The sequence below is a fragment of the Streptomyces sp. NPDC093546 genome (assembly GCF_044765045.1).
GTDB lineage: Bacteria > Actinomycetota > Actinomycetes > Streptomycetales > Streptomycetaceae > Streptomyces.
On record NZ_JBIWJG010000020.1, the window covers coordinates 49,919 to 66,489 of the forward strand.

Below are 16,571 nucleotides of genomic sequence, written 5' to 3' on the forward strand. Positions count from 1 at the left end.
GGGCGTGTACGAGCGGGGGTCAGTCGGCCCGTGGAGGCAGGACCGTGACGGTCAGGCGCGACGGGCACGCCCCGCCGGTGCGCAGGGTCTGCGTGCTCGACTTCGCGGTGACCGTGGTCCAGGGGTTCTCGTCCGTGCCCGGGCACGGCAGGAACATGGGGTAGTCGCTGCTCGCCACGATCAGCGCGAGCCGGTGCCCGGGGCGTACGCGGTAACCGGTGTGGCCCAGGTCGATGTGCACCTCGTCCGGCGCCTGGGGGCCGCGCACCGACACCTGGCCGCGGGCGATCAGGTGCGCCCGGCCGTCGGGGGAGACGTCGAGCACCTTGGCGTAGAGGTCGAACACCGGGGCGGTACTGGTCACATGGAGGTCCAGGCCGAGCGGGCCGGCCAGGTCGAGGGGCTCGGACAGCACCGGTCCGCTGAAGGCGAGGACGTCCTCGCGCGCGGCGACGGGCGCCACGTCGGGGTGTGTCTGGAGGAAGGCGAAGGAGTTGGGCACCAGCGACGGCACGAGCGACCCCGGGTCGTGGACCCACCGCGTGCCGCGCTGCTCGGCCGCGGGCTCCTCGGTCAGCGGGGCGCCCGGCAGAGGTCCCGCCGCGTCGGCCGGGTCGCCCAGCCAGAGGACGCGCTCGGCGGACTCGGCAGGGGGCCATGCGCCGGACGTGCGCCGGCCGGCGTGACCGAGCTCCCAGTCCACCTTGGGGAGCGAGGAGACCGGACGGACGCCCTTGAGGAACACGTCGAAGAAGGCGAGGGCGGGCTCGACGTAGGCGGGCAGCATGCGCGCGAGGGCCGCCTCGCTCACGGCGTGGTCGTCCTCCTCGGCCACCGGCGCACGGTCGAGGTGGTAGTTCTCGTGGTCGACCGCACCGGCCCACAGGTACTGCACGGCGTCCCACCCCGGCCGCGAGGCCAGCTCCAGATAGTCGCGCATGTGCGGGATCAGGATGTTGTCGAACCAGCCGACGCAGTGCAGCACCGGCACGGGCCGGGCGTCGAAGGGGTGGCGGCCCAGCGCCGGGAAGAGGTTCGTGTAGCGGGGCGCGAGGGTGTCGAACCACGCGGAGCGCGCGCCGATGGCGCGGAACGCCTGCTCGTACTGCTCGATCACGGGGCGCAGCGAGCGGTCCGGCTCGTAGTCGTACGTGCCGTTGTCGACCCAGTAGTGGGCGTAGTACTCGATGCCCTCCAGCCAGACGGGACTGCCGACCGCGCCCCCGTCGAGCGGGTCGCTCTGCGAGGTCGCGTTGAAGTCCACCGTGGTGACACGCGGGACGATGGCACGCAGCGCCGAGTGCTCGGCGGCGACCGCCGCCCACTGCGTGAAACCGTAGTAAGAGTCGCCGAACATCCCCACGACCCCGTCCGACCAGGGCTGGTGGACGATCCAGTCGAGGGTGTCGTAACCGTCCTGCGGCTCGCGCAGGAACGGCAGGGTCCGGCCGCCGGAGCGGAACTTGCCGCGCACGTCCTGCACGACGACCGCGTAGCCGCGGGCGGTGAAGAGCGCGGCGATCCGGTCGAAGAAGACGTAGCGGCTGTTCTTGTCGTACGGGAGGCGGACGAGGACGGCGGGGACCGCGGCCTCGTCGAGGTCCTCCGGGAGGTAGACGTCCGTGGCCAGCCGTACCCCGTCGCGCATCCGGACCAGGTGTTGCCGGGCCTGGTCGGGGACGGGGGCGGGGCCGATCCGCTCGCAGGGCAGAGTCATGCGGTGTTCTCCAGGAATTGAGAAACAACAGCGTCATGTAACGGCGTTGTATGACAACATTGCAGCTCCGGATAAGCGGGTCAACCCCCTGAGTTAAGGTCTGCGACATGCCGATTGAGGTAGACGAGGCGAGGCGGCTCGACGAGATCGCCGCCGCCACCATCCAGGTCGCCCGCGAGCGAGGCGTCCGCTCCGTCACCATCCGCGCCGTGGCCGCGCAGCTCGGCGGCTCGACGGCCATGGTCACCAACTACGTCTCCAGCCGTTCCGCGCTCATGATCAACGCCCTGCGCCGCGCGGAGGAGGACTGGGCGCGCGAGATGGAGGAGGTGCTGGAGGGCGTCAGCGGCCCGGACCGGCTCCAGGCCGTCGCCCGCTGGATGTGCACCACCCAGCGGGACGACGAGGTGCTGCGCCGCCTGCTGATGGAGATCGCCAGCGCCGGCTCCGACGCGGGCTCGGACGTCGAGGAGCTCCGGCGGGCCACCGCCCGGCGCAGCCGTGAGGAGATGGGCGCCCTCGTGGCCGAGGCCGGCGTTCCCGATCCGGCGCTGAGCGCCGACATCCTGCACCTGCTCTTCCGGGGCTACTGGCTGTCCACCCTGGAGGACCCCGACACCTGGAACCCCGACCGGGGGACGCGCGTCGCGCTGGCGCTGGTCGACCTGCTGTCGCGGCAGTCGGGAGAGCGGCACTCCGGAGAGGAGTGAGGGGTGAGGGTTGACAGGTCCGGGCGCCCGGAAGCAGGCTGACCCCGAGATGAAACGCCGTTGTATGACGGCGTTTCCTCCTCTGTCGTCGAGCGGCCACGGAACACCTCACGCGTGGCGCCCTGCTCCTCCCCGCCCTCTCCGCCCCTCTTCTCCGTCCCCGCCGTGCGCCCTGCCGCGCCCGGGGGCTCTCCTTCCAAGAGGTATCCCATGGGAACTGCAGCCCAGCCCACCGAGTTGTGGCAGCGCACCGCCACCGACCTCGCCGCCGCTGTCCGGGCCCGCGAGGTCTCCGCCGTCGAGGTGGTGCGGTCGTGCCTCGACCGCATCGAGGAGACCAACCCCCGGCTGAACGCCCTGGTGGACGTACGCCCCGACGAGGCCCTGGCCGACGCCCGCCGCGCCGACGAGGCGGTCGCCGCGGGCGCAGACCTCGGCCCGCTCCACGGCGTGCCGGTGTCGATCAAGGTCAATACGGAGCAGAAGGGGTATGCCACCACCAACGGCGTCGCCGCCTTCGCCCACCGGGCCGCCGAGGGCGACGCGGCCTGCGTCACCGCCCTGCGCCGGTCCGGCGCCATCCCGCTCGGCCGCAGCAACTCCCCGGCCTTCTCCCTCCGCTGGTTCACCACCAACGACCTGCACGGCCGCACGCTCAACCCCTGGGACCACGGCCGCACCCCGGGCGGCTCCAGCGGCGGCGCCTCCAGCAGCCTCGCCGCCGGTATGACGCCCCTCGCCCAGGGCAACGACATCGGCGGATCCATCCGCTTCCCCGCCGCCTGCTGCGGAGTCGTGGGCGTACGCCCCACCGTCGGCCGCATCTCCGACTGGGCGCCGCCCGCCTTCGCCGAGACGCCCGACGGGCCCGTCGAGCTGGACTTCCCGCCCACCGTCCACGCCTGCGCCGTGCAGGGCCCGCTCGCCCGGACCGTGGCCGACGCCCGGCTGGCCCTGCGGGCGATGACCACCCCCGACCTGCGGCACCCGCACGGCGTCCCGGCGATCCCCGAACGGGCGGGCGGCACCGGGCCCGTCACGGTGTCCGTGGTCCGCGGCATCGGCACCGTCGACAACCACCCCGCCGTCGACCGGGCGTTGAGCGACGCCGCCGCGCGGCTCAGCGACGCCGGTTACAAGGTCGAGGAGCTGGACGGCCTGCCGCTGCTCGCCGAGGCGGCGCGCCTGTGGTCGCTGCTGATCACCGAGGACCTGCGCCCCATGCTGCCGGTGGTCGAGCAGGTCGGCGACGCGGCGATCCGCACAGCCCTGGCAGGGCACTTCGCGGCCGCGGCCGTCGAGTGGGGCGAACGCCCCACCCTGGAGACCTACATCACCGGCTGGGCCCGCCGCGCCACGCTCGTCACCCGGCTCCAGGAGCTCCTCGGCTCCGGCCGGCTCCTGCTCACCCCGGTCTGCGCGGAGCTGCCCTTCGAGCAGGACGCCGACCTCGGCGAAGAGGCGCGCGCCGGACGGCTGTTCACCGCGATGTGGCCGATGACCGCCGTGCCCGTCCTGGGCTTCCCCGCCGTCACGGTGCCCGTCCGCCTCGACGACGGCCTTCCCGTCGGCGCCCAGCTCATCGGCGGCCGCTTCGAGGAGGAGCTCGTCCTCGACGCCGCCCAGGCCGTCGAGGACCGGGGGGCCGCGATCAGCCTCTGGGCGTAACGGAGGCCCGGGGGTGGGGCCCGCCGCCCGGGCCGTTCCGGGGCGGCGGACCTTGGTAGGCGGGTCTCAGGTGAGGGTCGGGCTCACGCGGCCGTCCAGCCGCCGTCCACCGGGACCGCGGCCCCCGTCACGAAGGAGGAGCGGTCGCTGCACAGCCACGCGGCCGCCTGGGCCACCTCGGAGGGGGCGGCCATCCGCTTCTGGATGGGGCGGGCGAGGAAGCGCGCCTCGATCTCCGGGGTCTCCTCCAGCACCTCGTCCATCAGCTCCGTACGGGTGTTGCCGACCACCAGCGCGTTCACCCGCAGGCCCCGCTGCCCGTACTCGGCGGCGGCGGCCCGGGTAAGGCCGATGACCGCGTGCTTGGCGGCGACGTACGGGGCGACGGCACCGGTGGCGAGGACGCCCGCCACGCTGGAGGTGTTGACGATGGCGCCGCCGGAGGGCGAGCCGAGCATGACCGGCACCTGATGGCGCATGCAGTTCCACACGCCCCGGACGTTGACGTCCATGATCTGCTGGAAGACCGCGTCGTCGGTCTCGTGCAGCTCCGTTCCGACCGTCGCCCAGCCGGCGTTGTTGAACGCGCCGTCCAGGCCGCCGTACGTGTCCACCGCCAGGGCCACCGCGCGCTCGACCTCGTCCGACCGCGTCACGTCGGCGGGCGCCGCCGTGGCCCGGCCGCCGCTGTCGGCGATCTCCTTCTCCAGGGCCCGCAGCCGCTCCTCGCGGCGGGCCACCAGGACGACGGCCGCGCCCTCCGCCGCGAACAGCCGGGCGGCGGCCGCGCCGATGCCGCTGGAGGCACCGGTGATCATGACGACCTTGTCGGTGAGCAGTAACTGAGTAGTTGTCATGCACCCATTGAACTGTCCCGGCGCCTCGGCCATGCGGCGGTTACGACATCCTCACGGGATCCGGGAACCGCGTGGCGGTCTGCCGGTCACGCCGCCCGGAAGTGGTCGCCGTGGTCCCGAGCCCAGGTCCGGAAGGTGGTGGGCCTGCGTCCGAGCACCTGCTCGATCCCGTCGGCCACCGCGGCCTTGCCGCCGGCCGCCTGACGCCGGCTCATCTCCAGCAGGGCCCGTACCAGCGGCTCGGGGTAGCGCCGCCGCCAGGCGTCGCGGGCCTCCCGCGGGGTCAGCTCGACGAAGTCCAGCGGCCTGCCGACCGCGGCGGCCAGTTCCGCACACTGCTCCCGGGGGGAGATCGCGGCGGGACCCGTGAGGGCGTACGCCCGTCCCGCGTGGCCGGGCGTGCTCAGCACCCGCGCCGCCACCTCGGAGATGTCCCGGGGGTCGACGCAGGCGACGCGCGAGTCGCCGTACAGCGCCCGTACCACCGACTCGCGGGCGATGGACGGCGCCCAGTCGCGCGTCTTCGACATGAACGCGCGCGGACGCAGCAGGGTCCACTCCATGCCCGTGGCGCGTAATCGCTCCTCGTTCTCCCGCTGCCAGCGGGTCACCAGGTCCTGGGCGTCCGGTTCCGTCACGGCGAGCGCGGACACCTTCACGATGTGCCGTACGCCGCCGGCCCGGGCCGCCGCGAGAACGTTGTCCTCGTGGTCGGGCCGCAGCGGATCGCTGGTGACGAGGAGCAGGGCGTCCGCGCCCCGGCAGGCGCGGGCCAGCGAGGCCCGGTCGGCGAAGTCGGCGCCGACGATGTCGCCCCCGAGCCCCCGGCGGGCGGCCCGGGCCGGGTCCCGGGTCAGCGCGCGCACGCGGTGGCGTGGTGCCAGCAGGGCCGTCACGGCGTGGCCCACCGTGCCGCTGGCGCCGGTCACCGCGATGGTCAGCCGCTTTCCGCCGTCCCGGTCCGCCCGCGCCGCACACTGCGCCTGCCGGTGGGCCGCGCGGAGCCCGGTGGGGGCGCTCACGCCGGCCTCGCGCGGTCGGCGTCGAGCACGATCCGCTCCGCGACGGCAGGGACGGCGATCCCGGGGAGCAGGTTGCGCCACATCCCCACGGTCCGCTGGGGCAGGTCGGCCCGTCCGCTCACCAGCTGCGAGTAGAGCTGGATGCCGGTACAGGCGCCCACGACGAACTCGGCCACCTCCACGGGGTCCACGGAGTCCCGGAGCTCGCCGTCGTGCCGTGCTTCCAGCAGACAGTCCGTCATGATCCGCACCCACGTGCGGTAGGAGGTGTCGTCGCGCATCCCGAAGGCGCCCTGCTCCACCGCCAGCCGCACGGCGGCGCGCAGCATCGGGTCCTGCTGGATCTGCCACGACCACAGCAGCGTGATGTCCACGAGCCGTTGCAGGCCCCGGGAGCGCAGCATCGGGACGATCGTGTCGGGCTGGGCGTTCATCACCGCGAGCGCCAGCCCCTCCTTGGACTTGAAGTGGAAGTACATGGCCCCGGTGGTGGCGCCGGCACGCTCCGCGATCTTGGTGATGCTCGCGCCGGCGAAGCCGTACTCGTCGAGAACCTCGGCGGCCGCGCGCAAGATCGCCTCGCGCGTCCGAACGGCCCGCTCCTGCTTCGTCCGTGGCATGCACCCTCCCCTAACCGTAGAGAACGCTCTTTATGCTATCCGCTCGCCATGTGGGACGACACCCTGAACACCCCTGCGTTGACCTGCGGTTGGCGAAAGTTCTCACGGTTTCCCTCGACAAACAAAAAGAACACTCTCTATTTTATGAGTGTGCGGGCACGACGTCGCCGTACAGCACGGTCTGTCACACACATCGGACATCAGGGGGAAGGTTCCGCATGTCTCACACCACCCGGCAGTCGGTCGCGTCCACCGCGCCCGCGCCCGTGCTCACGCCCACGCTGACCTACGCCGTTCCCAGGGAGTACGTGCACCGCGCGGCCATCGCCGAGGTGTTCCTCACGGGCTGGCGGCCGATGGGCGCCGACTCCTTCACCGTCACCGCCCAGTGGCCCCGCCAGCACAGCTTCTACCTGACGCAGGAGGGGCTGCACGATCCGCTGCTGCTGAGCGAGACCATCCGCCAGACCCTGCCCCTCCTGTCGCACGCGGCGTACGACGTCCCGTTCGGCACCCGGCTCAGCTGGGACTTCTTCCGCTACACGCTCAACCCCTCCGCACTCGCCGCACAGTTCGTCCCCGCCGAGCTCGAACTGACGGTCACCGCCTCCGACATCAGGCGCCGCAGCGGCCAGCTGGCCGCCGTGACCATGAACTTCGACGTCTCGCGCGACGGCGTGCCGCTGGCCACCGCCGAGACCCGGTTCGGCTGCTACAGCCCGGCGGTCTACCAGCGGCTGCGCGCCGGCCGGGCCGACCTCGACAAGGTCCTCGCGGGCGTCCTCGCCCCGCCTCCGCCGGTGTCTCCCGCCCTCGTGGGCCGCGACCGGCCGCAGGACGTGGTGCTCGCCCCCGCCGACGGGGACCGGCGCTGGCGGCTGCGTACGGACACCGCCCACCCGGTGCTCTTCGACCACCCGGTCGACCACGCGCCCGGGATGCTCCTGCTGGAAGCCGCGCGCCAGGCCACGCAGGCGCTCGATCCCCACCGGCGGGTGCTGCCCGTCGGCATGGACATCGCCTTCTTCCGGTACGTCGAGTTCGACTCGCCCTGCTGGATCACCGCCGAGCCGGACCAACCGGAGTGGCACGACCAGCACGGCCGGCGGCGTACGAAGGTGACCGCCTGGCAGGAGGAGCAGGTGGTCTTCTCCGCGACGGTGACGACGGAAACGGTCGCCGCTCGCTGAGTCGGCGGCACGCCTGACGATCGGGCGGGCGGTGCGGGCAAGCCCTACGGCGTGCCCGCACCGCCCGCCTTTCCGCGTGCCCGAAACGGGCGGGGGGAGGAGGGACCGTCGGCCGCCGCGCCCGAAGGGGGGCGGCGGCCGACGGTCCCACCGGGGGGGCAGGGGTCAGGCCGTGCGTCTGCTCAGGCCGAGCGCCTCGGACCGTTGGGTGATTCCGGCCAGGCGGCTGTAGGCGTACGCGGCCGACACGAGCGTCATGTGGTGGTGCCAGCCCGGGTACGACCGGCCCTCGAAGTCCAGCAGCCCGAGGTGCTCGCGCAGGCTGTGCACGGTCGCGGCGCTGCCCGCGCGCAGCCGGGTCAGCGCCAGCAGGTCGCTCATGCGCGCCTGCACCATGCTGGTCAGCCACACCACCGACGGCCGCTGCTCGTCCGCCTGCCACTCGGCGAAGAGCCGGTAGGTGCGGTGCGGCGCGCCGGCGCCCGTCCGGACGCCGGGCACCCGCACCAGGCCGGAGACGATGCGGAGCAGCCGCTGCTGCCCGTCGGACGCCGTCACGGTGGCCGTGTGCGGGTGCCGCCGGCTGTTCATGGCCAGGAAGGACCGGGCGCTGAGCGTGGTCGCCGCCGTCGCCGCGTGCACGACGGGCTGCGCCTTGAGGTGCCCGTCGGCGATCACCTGCATGGCGTCGGGCACGGCGACGAGGAAGTCGTACCCCCGCTGGGAGAGTCCGGAGACCAGCGGGGCGACGCTCGGCAGCTCCGTCATGTCCGCCACCACCGGCACCGCGGCCAGCGAGGTGCGCGCGGCCGCGGTCGCCGTCAGGTCCAGCGTGTCCGCCCACAGGGGCCGGTGCCGGACGGTGTCCGGGATGCGGGTGCGCCGCCGCAGCCCCGTGTCGTCGGCCCAGTGGTCGGGCAGGAACAGCCGCCAGTCGACCGGGACGTTGTGCCCCGGGACGGAGAGGAAGAGCCCGAGGGCCACCTGGCAGTTGACGGTGCGGCCGGCCGAGGGGACGAAGCGGCGGTGTACGCCGACCGAGTGGTCGCCCCGCTTCGGCAGGACGGCCGGAGCGATGGTCCAGGCCCGGACCGGGGCGCGCTCCTCGACCCAGCGCATCAGCTCGCCCCGGGCGGGGTCCCACTCCCAGGGGCTCGCGTTGATGAACTGTTGCAGCGACTGCGAGGCCGTGGGCGAGGTGGAGACGGCGGCGGCGAGCCGCCGGACCGACTTCTTGCCCGGCGTGGTGAGCAGACCCTGCAGGTAGGAGTGCGCCCACCTGCGCTGGTCCGCGCGCGGCAGATGGCCGAAGAGTTCCTCGGTGTAGGCGGCGATCGGGGCCGGATCGACCGGTCCCCGTAACTGCGTCATGCCGTGCGCAGCCACGATGCGTTCCCCCTCGACTGGTTCGGACGGACGGCGTGAGAGGACACCTCACTCGTAAAAGAATAGAGAACGTTCTGTATTTTCCAAGGGGGTTCACCGGTCCGTGACGACTTGCGCAAGTCCTGTCCTGTGTTTGGTGGTTGATGGCCGGAAGTCGGCGCTTCTTGTGCAAGTCGGCGTTGCCCGGCCCGGGGTGGGCCAGCAGGCTGAACGCACGGAGAGGGGGAAGAGCCTTGGCAGTTCACGCACGCGTCGCGGCCCCGACGTCCGCGACCCCGGCGCCCGCGGACGGGAAGAGCACCTTTGCGGCCGACTGCGGAGGCAGAGGGGGCGGCCGGCTGCCGTCCCTGACCGGAATGCGGTTCGCCGCCGCGCTGCTCGTCTTCCTCTTCCACGCGACGTACGAGAACGTCTTCCGCGACCCCGGCACCAACGCCGCCTTCGTCCAGCTGTTCTCCAAGGCGGGCTGGGTCGGCGTGTCCTTCTTCTTCGTCCTCAGCGGCTTCCTGCTCACCTGGTCGGCGCGCCCGGACGACACCGCGCGCCGCTTCTGGCGGCGGCGCGCGTGGAAGATCTACCCGAGCCACGTGCTGACCTTCGCCGTCGCCGTCGCCCTGCTTGCCTGGACCGGCCAGGCGGTGCCGGGGGCCGTGCGCAACCTGCTGCTCGTCCAGACCTGGACGCCGGACGTCGACGTGATCCTCAGCGCCAATCCGGTCAGCTGGTCCCTCGCCTGCGAGGCGGTCTTCTACCTCGCCTTCCCCCTCCTGCTCCGGCTCGTGGACGCGATCCGCCCGGCCCGCCTGTGGTGGTGGGCGGCGGGGCTCGTGACGGCCGTCCTCTGCGTCCCGGCCCTCGCCTCGGCCCTGGTGCCCGCCGGCCCCGACATGTGGTGGCTGGCGATCTCGGAGGAGCACTACTGGTTCGTGTTCGCGTTTCCGCCCGTACGGGCCCTGGAGTTCGTGCTCGGCATGGTCATGGCGCGGATCCTGTGGACCGGGCGGTGGCACGGGCCCGGGCTGCCGCTCGCCGGGCTCGCGGTCGTCGCCGGTTACGGCGTCGCGCTCGTGGTGCCGTTCGCGTACGGCATGGTGGCGGCGACCGTCGTCCCGCTCGCCTGGCTCGTCACCGCCGCGGCCGCCGCGGACCTGCGCGGAAACGTTTCACCGTTCCGTACGCGCACCCTGGTCCGCCTCGGCGAACTCTCCTTCGCTTTCTACCTGTCGCACCGGTTGGTGCAGATGTACGGGCACCGGGCCGTCGGCGCGGAGCGGTCCTGGGACACCCCGGCGGGGATCGGGGTGCTGCTCCTGGGACTTGTGGTGACGCTGGGGCTGTCCTGGCTGCTGTACACGTTCTTCGAACGGCCGGTCACCCGCCGCATGGGCGTCGCCCGGCCACCCGCAACGCCACCCCCACCCCCACCCGCTCCATGGGCCGGACGGTCCGGCCCGCCCCGTGACGGAGGCTCACGATGACGCTGACGACCATGACCGCTGTGACGACGATCGACGTGTGGTTCGACTACATATGCCCGTTCTCCGTGATGACCCGCAAGGTGCTCGCCGACGCGGTCACCGATCCGGACGTCCGGACCGTGTGGCGCGCCTACGAGCTGCACCCGGAGGGGACCCCGCCGCCCGGCGAGGGCGACTACCCCGAGCGGGTCTGGGAGAACTCCGTCCTGCCCATGGCCGAACGCCTCGGCGTCCGGCTCGGCTCGGCGCCCTCGCTGCCCCTGCCGCGTACGGGCCTGGCGCTGCGCGGCCACCGCTACGCGGAACGGCACGGCGCCGGCCTCGCCTACAGCGACCGCGTCTTCGACGCCCACTTCCTGGAGCACCTGGACATCGCGGACCCGGGACCGCTGGGGGACCTGGCGGCCGACGTCGGCCTCGACGCACGCGAGTTCCGCGCTTACGTCACCTCCGCGGCGGCCGCCGAGCAGTACCTGCGCGAGCAGGAGGAGGCCCGGCGGACGCACCGCATCCACACGGTGCCGACGCTGACCATCGGCACCTGGCGCACGGAGGGCGTCCCGCGGGCGGACCGCGTGCGGGAGGTCCTCGCGGCGCTCCGCCCGCCCGCGGGCGGCTCCCTTCACTCCGCCGGTGCCGCCACGCGGAACCCCACGCCGAGCGCCGCCAGGTCCCGCTCGTAGACACCGTGCCGACGGGCGCACCGGGCCAGGTCCCGGTCGTGGCGGAAGGACCCGCCCCGCGTGACGTGCGGGTCGAAGGCCCAGTCCTCGGTACGCGGCACGTCGTCGGGGGCGCCCGGATAGGGGGCGTAGCGGGTGGAGGTCCACTCGTCGGCGTTGCCCGCCATGTCGAGCACGCCGAACGGGCTGGCCCCCTCGGGGAACGAGCCGACCGGCACCGTCGCCCCGATGCCCAGGTCCACGAGGTTGGCCAGCCCCGTGCGGTACTCGTCCCCCCACGGGAACTCCCGGCCGTCGTCACCGCGCGCGGCGCGCTCCCACTCGTCCTCGGTGGGCAGCCGCACCGCGACGCCGCCGAGGCGTTCCCCGAGCCACCGGCAGTAGGCCGTCGCGTCGTCGAAGGCGACACCGACGACGGGGTGGTCCGCCGACGCCTGCGGGACCGGCCTGCCGGTGGCCACCGCGAAGCGCGTCCACTGGCCGACCGTGACGGGCGTGCGGGCGATCCGGAACGCCGGGAGCCGGATCTCCGTACGCGGGGCTTCCTTCCTGTACCACTCCAGCGGCACGCCGGTGTCCCGGTAGCGGTGGGCCACCTCCGCCACCTCGTCCACCGGCGTGCCCCGGCGCAGCAGCCCGGCCGGGACCTCCACCCAGTCCACCCGTTCCACCTGTCCCACCCGCTCCACCACGTCCCTCACCCGTTCCCTCCTCAGCTCGACAGCAGATGCGCGTTGGGCCTCATCGCGGCATCGGCGTACCGCGCGATCTCCACCACGGTCACGCCCGACGCCTGGAGCAGCTCGGCACCGGCCGCCGCGGCGACGAACGTGTCCGGCTCGCGCCAGGCCGTCACCACCCTCCGTACCCCCGAATCGATGATCCACTGGGCACACGGGCGAGGCCGCGACGCGCGCCGGCCGCAGGGCTCCAGGCTGCTGTAGACCGTCGCCCCGGGCAGCCGCGGGTCCCCGGCCAGCTTGGCGAGCGCGCTCTCCTCGGCGTGGACGTGGGGATCGCCGCCCTGCCGGGAGTGCCCCCGGGCGAGTTCCTCACCGTCGGCCGCGACGACGACCGCGCCGACGGAGAACGCCGTCCGAGACGGCGGGCACGCGGCGGCTAGCGCACAGGCCTCGGCGAGCCAGGCCAGGTCCGCCGCGGTCGCCCGGCCGTCGGTGCCGGGCCGCCGGTTCAACGCGTAGCGGAGCAGGACCACATCGCCGACCGGCCGGGTCTCGACGAGGGTCAGCCGGTGCAGCGGTCCGCCCGGGTAGAGCCCGGGGCCCAGCATGCGCGGTGCGTCGGGCTGACCCACCAGCAGGGGCGCGACGACGAGCTGCAGCTCGTCCGCCAGGCCCCGCTGGAGCAGCTGGGTGTGGACCTGACCGCCGCCTTCCACCATCAGCCGCCGCACGCCGAGCGTGTGGAGGTGGCGCAGGACGGCTTCCCAGGCGGCGTCGTCGCCCTCGGCCACCTCGTACACCTCGGCGAGACCGCCCACGGCGGTCGAGGCCCGGGCGTACGCGCGGGCACCGACCGCGTACACCGCCTTGCGCCCGCCGTGGTGCCAGAACCGCCATGCGGGATCGAGATCGCCGCTCCGGGTGACGGTGACCTTCAGGGGGTACGCGTGCGGGGCCCGCGACCGCACGCGCAAACGGGGGTCGTCGGCGCGCAGCGTCCCCGCTCCGACCAGAACGGCGTCGCTGGAGGCGCGTTCGGAGTCCACCCGCCGGAAGTCCTCCTCGCTGGAGAGGAACAGCCGGTCCTCGCCCGGGCGGGTGTCGAGGCAGCCGTCCAGCGACACCGCGGCCGACAGCAGAACATGGGGCATGGACACGGTACGAAGCTCCTTCTCGTCCTGGTCGTCCTTCTCGTTCTTCTAGCTCTTCTGGTCGCGGAATTTCGCCACATCGCCGTAGCCCATCCCCGCGCTCCAACTCATCGGTTCCAGATGCGCGTTGAACGGAACCCCGTCCCTCGTCATCGCGGGCCGGGTGTGGTTGAGGTGCAGCAGCGGGTCGTCGTACCGGATGAGAGGGGCGGCCGCGGAGAGCCGGGCGACCATGTCGTCGTCCTCTCCGCCCCAGCCCTCGTACCGCTCGTCGAAGCCGCCGATCTCGTGGAACGTCTCCGTGCGCGTCCAGACGCAGCCGCCCGGGGGCTCCCGCAGCAGCAGGCCGCGCAGGCACGTCGTCGGCACCCCGGCCCTGCCCTCGCCGTTGCGCAGACCGATCGCCCGGAGAGTGGACTCCTCGTCGAGCGACAGCGACCACGTGAACGGCAGGTGCGCCGCGTGCCCGCCGTCGTACAGCCGCGCGACGTTGCGGTGCACGAAGGAGCGGTCGACGAGGATGTCGGCGTCCAGGACGCACAGCGCGGGCGCCCCGGCGTGCGCGACGGCACCGACGTTCACCGCCCACGCCTTGTTGAACAGGCCGTCCTTGTACGCGAAGACGTAGTCGTCGACCAGGCCGTCGACGAGCGCGCGGGTGCGCGGCTCGCTGTCCGCCTCCACCAGGGTGACCCGGTGCGCCGCGCCGCCCGACTGGTCCGCCAGGGCGCGCAGACAGGCCAGCAGGTTACGGGTCCGGGTGCCACCCTCCCGGTCGCGGAAGGGGATGACGACGTGCGCCTCCGGCAGGCCGCGGACCCCCGGCTGCCGGTCCCCGCCGGAGCCCTCCGCCGCCCCGTCCGGTGCGACCGGCCCGGTGCCGTACGCGTCGCCCGGCCCGCCCCCCAGGTGGTAGTCGATCCAGATGTGCGGGTCGGCCCCGGCGACGGCCCCGGCGAGCCGCTCCCGGTCGTGCGGCCGCTCGGCCAGCAGGCGCTCCAGCCGTTCGGCCAGCAGGTGGTGGAGCGCGGCGTCGTCCGGGTCCGCGAGCACGGCGCGGTACGCCGCGCCGGCGTCCGGGGATCCGGCCACGGCGTCCGCCAGCCGCCCGTCCACCGCGCGGTAGTGGTCCCGGCTCATCTCCCAGTAGTCCGCCGCGATGTCCGGCACCGCGGGATGGTGTGCCAGGACGGCGTGGGCCGTGAGCCGGCGGGCGAGCCGCCCGGTGTCCGGCTCCGAGGCTTCGTGCATCTCCGTACTCCCCTTCAGTGGTGGTGGCTCAGTGGTGGTTCCCCCGTGGTGCGACGGTGTTTCAGGCGCCGTCGTCCGCCGACCACGCGCGGAGCCACCGGGGGTCGGCGGCGGCCCCCGCCGGGAGGAACCGGATGTCGACGGACAGGCGCATCGCGTCGGTGGCGGTGTCGACGGAGGCGTGCACCATGCGTGGTACGTGGACCATGACGTCCCCGGCGGAGAAGTCCGCCCACAGCCAGCGGCGCCCCAGCCGGGTGGCGAGCAGCTCCAGGTCGTGGGTGATCGGCCGCCGGTCGTGGGGGCGGTCGGAGGTCGCGCGCAGCGGCGCGTACTCATCGGCCCGCAGGGTGTGCGAGCCCTCCAGGTACACCAGCGCCCCGGCTTCCAGCGGGCAGTCGCCGCCGGGTATCCACATTGTGACCAGCCGGTCGGACCCGGCGTCCAGGTAGTCCAGGTCGACGTGGGCGCGGGAGGCGCGGTGCGCGCCGCGGTGGAAGTGCCGCAGTATGCGGCGGGGCAGCAGCTCCGCGCTGCCGCCGAGCGCCGCCTCGGCGAGCTTGGCGAGCACCGGGCTGCCGACGAACTCCCGGAAGGTCCGCGAGCGCACGAAGGCGTGCGCGGGGTGCCCGGGCATCCCGTGGGGCGGCAGCCCGTCCGGGACCCGGCCGGAGAACACGCCCTCCTCCGGAGTGGTGCCCGGGGCGAGGTAGGCGGGGTCGAAGAGCGAGAAGTAGGCGCCGCGCAGCCGCAGTACCTCCGCGCGGTCCAGCACGCCGCGCAGGTACAGGTAGCCGTCCGAGGCCAGGCGTTCCCGCAGGGCGTCGGGGCGGCCGTACAGGTCGGTGCTGTCCCTCAGCGGAGCGAAGAGGTCCGGGGTGAAGGGGAGGGGCAGGCCGTTCGAGGAGAGCGTCTTCATGGATTCCTGAGGGCATAGTCCGGACGATGCCGGCACGGTGGGGTGACAACACGAACCGGCGGCCGTCAGTAGACGCCCTGGTACGTCTCCTCGGTCTCGTCGTCCTGGAAGGGCTGTACGGCCCTCACCCCGTCCCAGGGGAACCAGGGGTGTGGCCCGGTCCTCACGGCGCTGTCCCGCTCCAGCAGGTTCGGCAGGAAGAGGTCCTCCAGGAGCGTCGTGACACGTACGCGCCCGCGCTCGCCCACGGGCAGGACGCGCCAGGGGTCCGCGGGGTCGACGACCTCCATCACGGCGAACGGCGGCGGCAGGTGGTAGGAGTGACCGAGGGGCTCGCCGGGGCCGCCGGGCTCGCCGGGGCCGTCGCCGAGCCGGTCCGCCTGGAGTGCGTGGCCCACCAGGGTGTTGCCGTAGGTGTCGATCCACTGCACCCCGCGCAGGTGCTCCTCGCGGAGGAACTCCGCCTCGGCCGCGGTGCACGACGTGCCGCCCGTGCACACGGCCTTCACGCCGTACGCGGAGAGCGGGCGAGGCAGCCTCATGGCGAGCGCCAGCAGCAGCTGGGAGGTGGTGAAGAGCAGCGAGGGCCGTTCGGCGGTGAGCAGGGTCAGGGTCTGTGCGACGAGGTGGTCCGTGTACGCGTCGGCCTCGCCGTTCTCGCGCAGCGCCGCCTTCACCCAGCGGGGGTCGAAGTCGATGGAGAACACGGCCCCGCGCCAGCTGTCGGCGAGCCCCTCCACGAAGTGCCCGTAGGCGTGCGGACCGCTCGGCGTCATCGCGAGGACGTCCCCGCCCGCCACACCGCGGGCTTCCAGCATCGTCCGGTAGATCTCGACGTCGTACGCGAGTCTGGTGACGTTGACGATCCGGCAGGGCGCCCCGGTGGTGCCGCCGGTCTCGAACACCCGGAAGGGGCGGTCCCGGTAGCCGCGCGGCCGCAGGTCACGGGCGCTCGCGGCGCGCAGCTCCTCCTTGTCGAAGAGCCCGAACAGGCGCAGGGCCGCGAAGCCGTCGACGTCCCGGAGCGGGTCGAAGCCGAGGGCCGAGCGGCGCCGTACCCAGAACGGGGAGCCGGTCTCGGGCGAGAAGTGCCAGCGCATCATGCGGCGCGTCCACTCGTCGAGCCCGATGGCCAGGGCGGGCACCCGCTCGCGCAGGACGTCCTGGAACGTCTCGAAGGTGACGGGAGCGTCCTGCCCGCCGTGCACGGTGCTGGTCATGTCGGTCCCTTTCACG

At 73.4% G+C, this 16,571-nt stretch carries 15 protein-coding genes; 5 read left to right on the forward strand and 10 right to left on the reverse strand.

The window, feature by feature from the left end; all coding sequences use genetic code 11:
• Window positions 1–19 precede the first annotated feature (19 nt).
• Window positions 20–1,717 carry a CocE/NonD family hydrolase gene (locus ACIRNI_RS30025; RefSeq protein ID WP_403556237.1) on the reverse strand — a complete coding sequence of 566 codons (1,698 nt, stop codon included), beginning with the start codon at window positions 1,715–1,717 and terminating at the stop codon, window positions 20–22.
• 107 nt (window positions 1,718–1,824) lie between these two features.
• Here ACIRNI_RS30025 and ACIRNI_RS30030 point away from each other — a divergent pair, with 107 nt between their 5' ends.
• Both ACIRNI_RS30030 and ACIRNI_RS30035 read left to right on the forward strand, forming a co-directional pair.
• Window positions 1,825–2,427 (forward strand): TetR/AcrR family transcriptional regulator, encoded by a 603-nt coding sequence (locus ACIRNI_RS30030; protein ID WP_403556239.1) that lies wholly within the window; start codon window positions 1,825–1,827, stop codon window positions 2,425–2,427.
• A 210-nt stretch (window positions 2,428–2,637) separates the two neighbouring features.
• Window positions 2,638–4,095, forward strand: coding sequence for an amidase (locus tag ACIRNI_RS30035; RefSeq protein ID WP_403556241.1), 1,458 nt, complete (start codon window positions 2,638–2,640; stop codon window positions 4,093–4,095).
• A gap of 83 nt (window positions 4,096–4,178) precedes the next feature.
• On the opposite strand, the gene ACIRNI_RS30040 is transcribed toward ACIRNI_RS30035, so the two are convergent.
• From ACIRNI_RS30040 to ACIRNI_RS30050, 3 genes are all read right to left on the reverse strand, one after another.
• Window positions 4,179–4,952: an SDR family NAD(P)-dependent oxidoreductase gene (locus tag ACIRNI_RS30040; protein WP_403556243.1), complete on the reverse strand. Its 774-nt coding sequence runs from the start codon at window positions 4,950–4,952 to the stop codon at window positions 4,179–4,181.
• An 86-nt stretch (window positions 4,953–5,038) separates the two neighbouring features.
• On the reverse strand, window positions 5,039–5,974 hold the full coding sequence (locus ACIRNI_RS30045; RefSeq protein WP_403556245.1) for an SDR family oxidoreductase: 936 nt from the start codon (window positions 5,972–5,974) through the stop codon (window positions 5,039–5,041).
• Entirely contained in the window at window positions 5,971–6,594 is a 624-nt protein-coding gene (locus ACIRNI_RS30050) for a ScbR family autoregulator-binding transcription factor (RefSeq protein WP_403556247.1), read from the reverse strand. Before ACIRNI_RS30050 ends, ACIRNI_RS30045 begins: the two co-directional genes overlap by 4 nt.
• Window positions 6,595–6,812: 218 nt before the next feature.
• Here ACIRNI_RS30050 and ACIRNI_RS30055 point away from each other — a divergent pair, with 218 nt between their 5' ends.
• Window positions 6,813–7,784, forward strand: coding sequence for a ScbA/BarX family gamma-butyrolactone biosynthesis protein (locus ACIRNI_RS30055; protein ID WP_403556249.1), 972 nt, complete (start codon window positions 6,813–6,815; stop codon window positions 7,782–7,784).
• Between the two features lie 165 nt (window positions 7,785–7,949).
• Here the strand turns inward: ACIRNI_RS30055 and ACIRNI_RS30060 are convergent, their stop codons facing one another.
• Window positions 7,950–9,155, reverse strand: a complete 1,206-nt coding sequence (locus tag ACIRNI_RS30060) for an IS701 family transposase (RefSeq protein WP_403556251.1) — start codon at window positions 9,153–9,155, stop codon at window positions 7,950–7,952.
• A 248-nt stretch (window positions 9,156–9,403) separates the two neighbouring features.
• Between ACIRNI_RS30060 and ACIRNI_RS30065 the strand changes: the two genes are divergently transcribed.
• Complete coding sequence (locus ACIRNI_RS30065) at window positions 9,404–10,648, forward strand: acyltransferase family protein (RefSeq protein ID WP_403556253.1); 1,245 nt, start codon at window positions 9,404–9,406, stop codon at window positions 10,646–10,648.
• 11 nt (window positions 10,649–10,659) lie between these two features.
• On the forward strand, window positions 10,660–11,331 hold the full coding sequence (locus tag ACIRNI_RS30070) for a DsbA family protein (RefSeq protein ID WP_403556255.1): 672 nt from the start codon (window positions 10,660–10,662) through the stop codon (window positions 11,329–11,331).
• Here the strand turns inward: ACIRNI_RS30070 and ACIRNI_RS30075 are convergent.
• The 5 genes from ACIRNI_RS30075 to ACIRNI_RS30095 all read right to left on the reverse strand — a co-directional run bounded on the left by ACIRNI_RS30075 (window position 11,271) and on the right by ACIRNI_RS30095 (window position 16,555).
• Window positions 11,271–12,032, reverse strand: a complete 762-nt coding sequence (locus ACIRNI_RS30075; RefSeq protein WP_403556257.1) for a formylglycine-generating enzyme family protein — start codon at window positions 12,030–12,032, stop codon at window positions 11,271–11,273. The genes ACIRNI_RS30070 and ACIRNI_RS30075 overlap by 61 nt on opposite strands.
• An 11-nt stretch (window positions 12,033–12,043) precedes the next feature.
• Complete coding sequence (locus ACIRNI_RS30080) at window positions 12,044–13,171, reverse strand: dihydrofolate reductase family protein (RefSeq protein WP_403556259.1); 1,128 nt, start codon at window positions 13,169–13,171, stop codon at window positions 12,044–12,046.
• Window positions 13,172–13,213: 42 nt separating this feature from the next.
• Window positions 13,214–14,416, reverse strand: coding sequence for a glycosyltransferase (locus ACIRNI_RS30085; RefSeq protein ID WP_403556261.1), 1,203 nt, complete (start codon window positions 14,414–14,416; stop codon window positions 13,214–13,216).
• Between the two features lie 61 nt (window positions 14,417–14,477).
• On the reverse strand, window positions 14,478–15,335 hold the full coding sequence (locus ACIRNI_RS30090) for a phytanoyl-CoA dioxygenase family protein (protein WP_403556263.1): 858 nt from the start codon (window positions 15,333–15,335) through the stop codon (window positions 14,478–14,480).
• A 65-nt stretch (window positions 15,336–15,400) separates the two neighbouring features.
• Window positions 15,401–16,555, reverse strand: coding sequence for a hypothetical protein (locus ACIRNI_RS30095; RefSeq protein ID WP_403556265.1), 1,155 nt, complete (start codon window positions 16,553–16,555; stop codon window positions 15,401–15,403).
• Window positions 16,556–16,571: the final 16 nt, after the last annotated feature.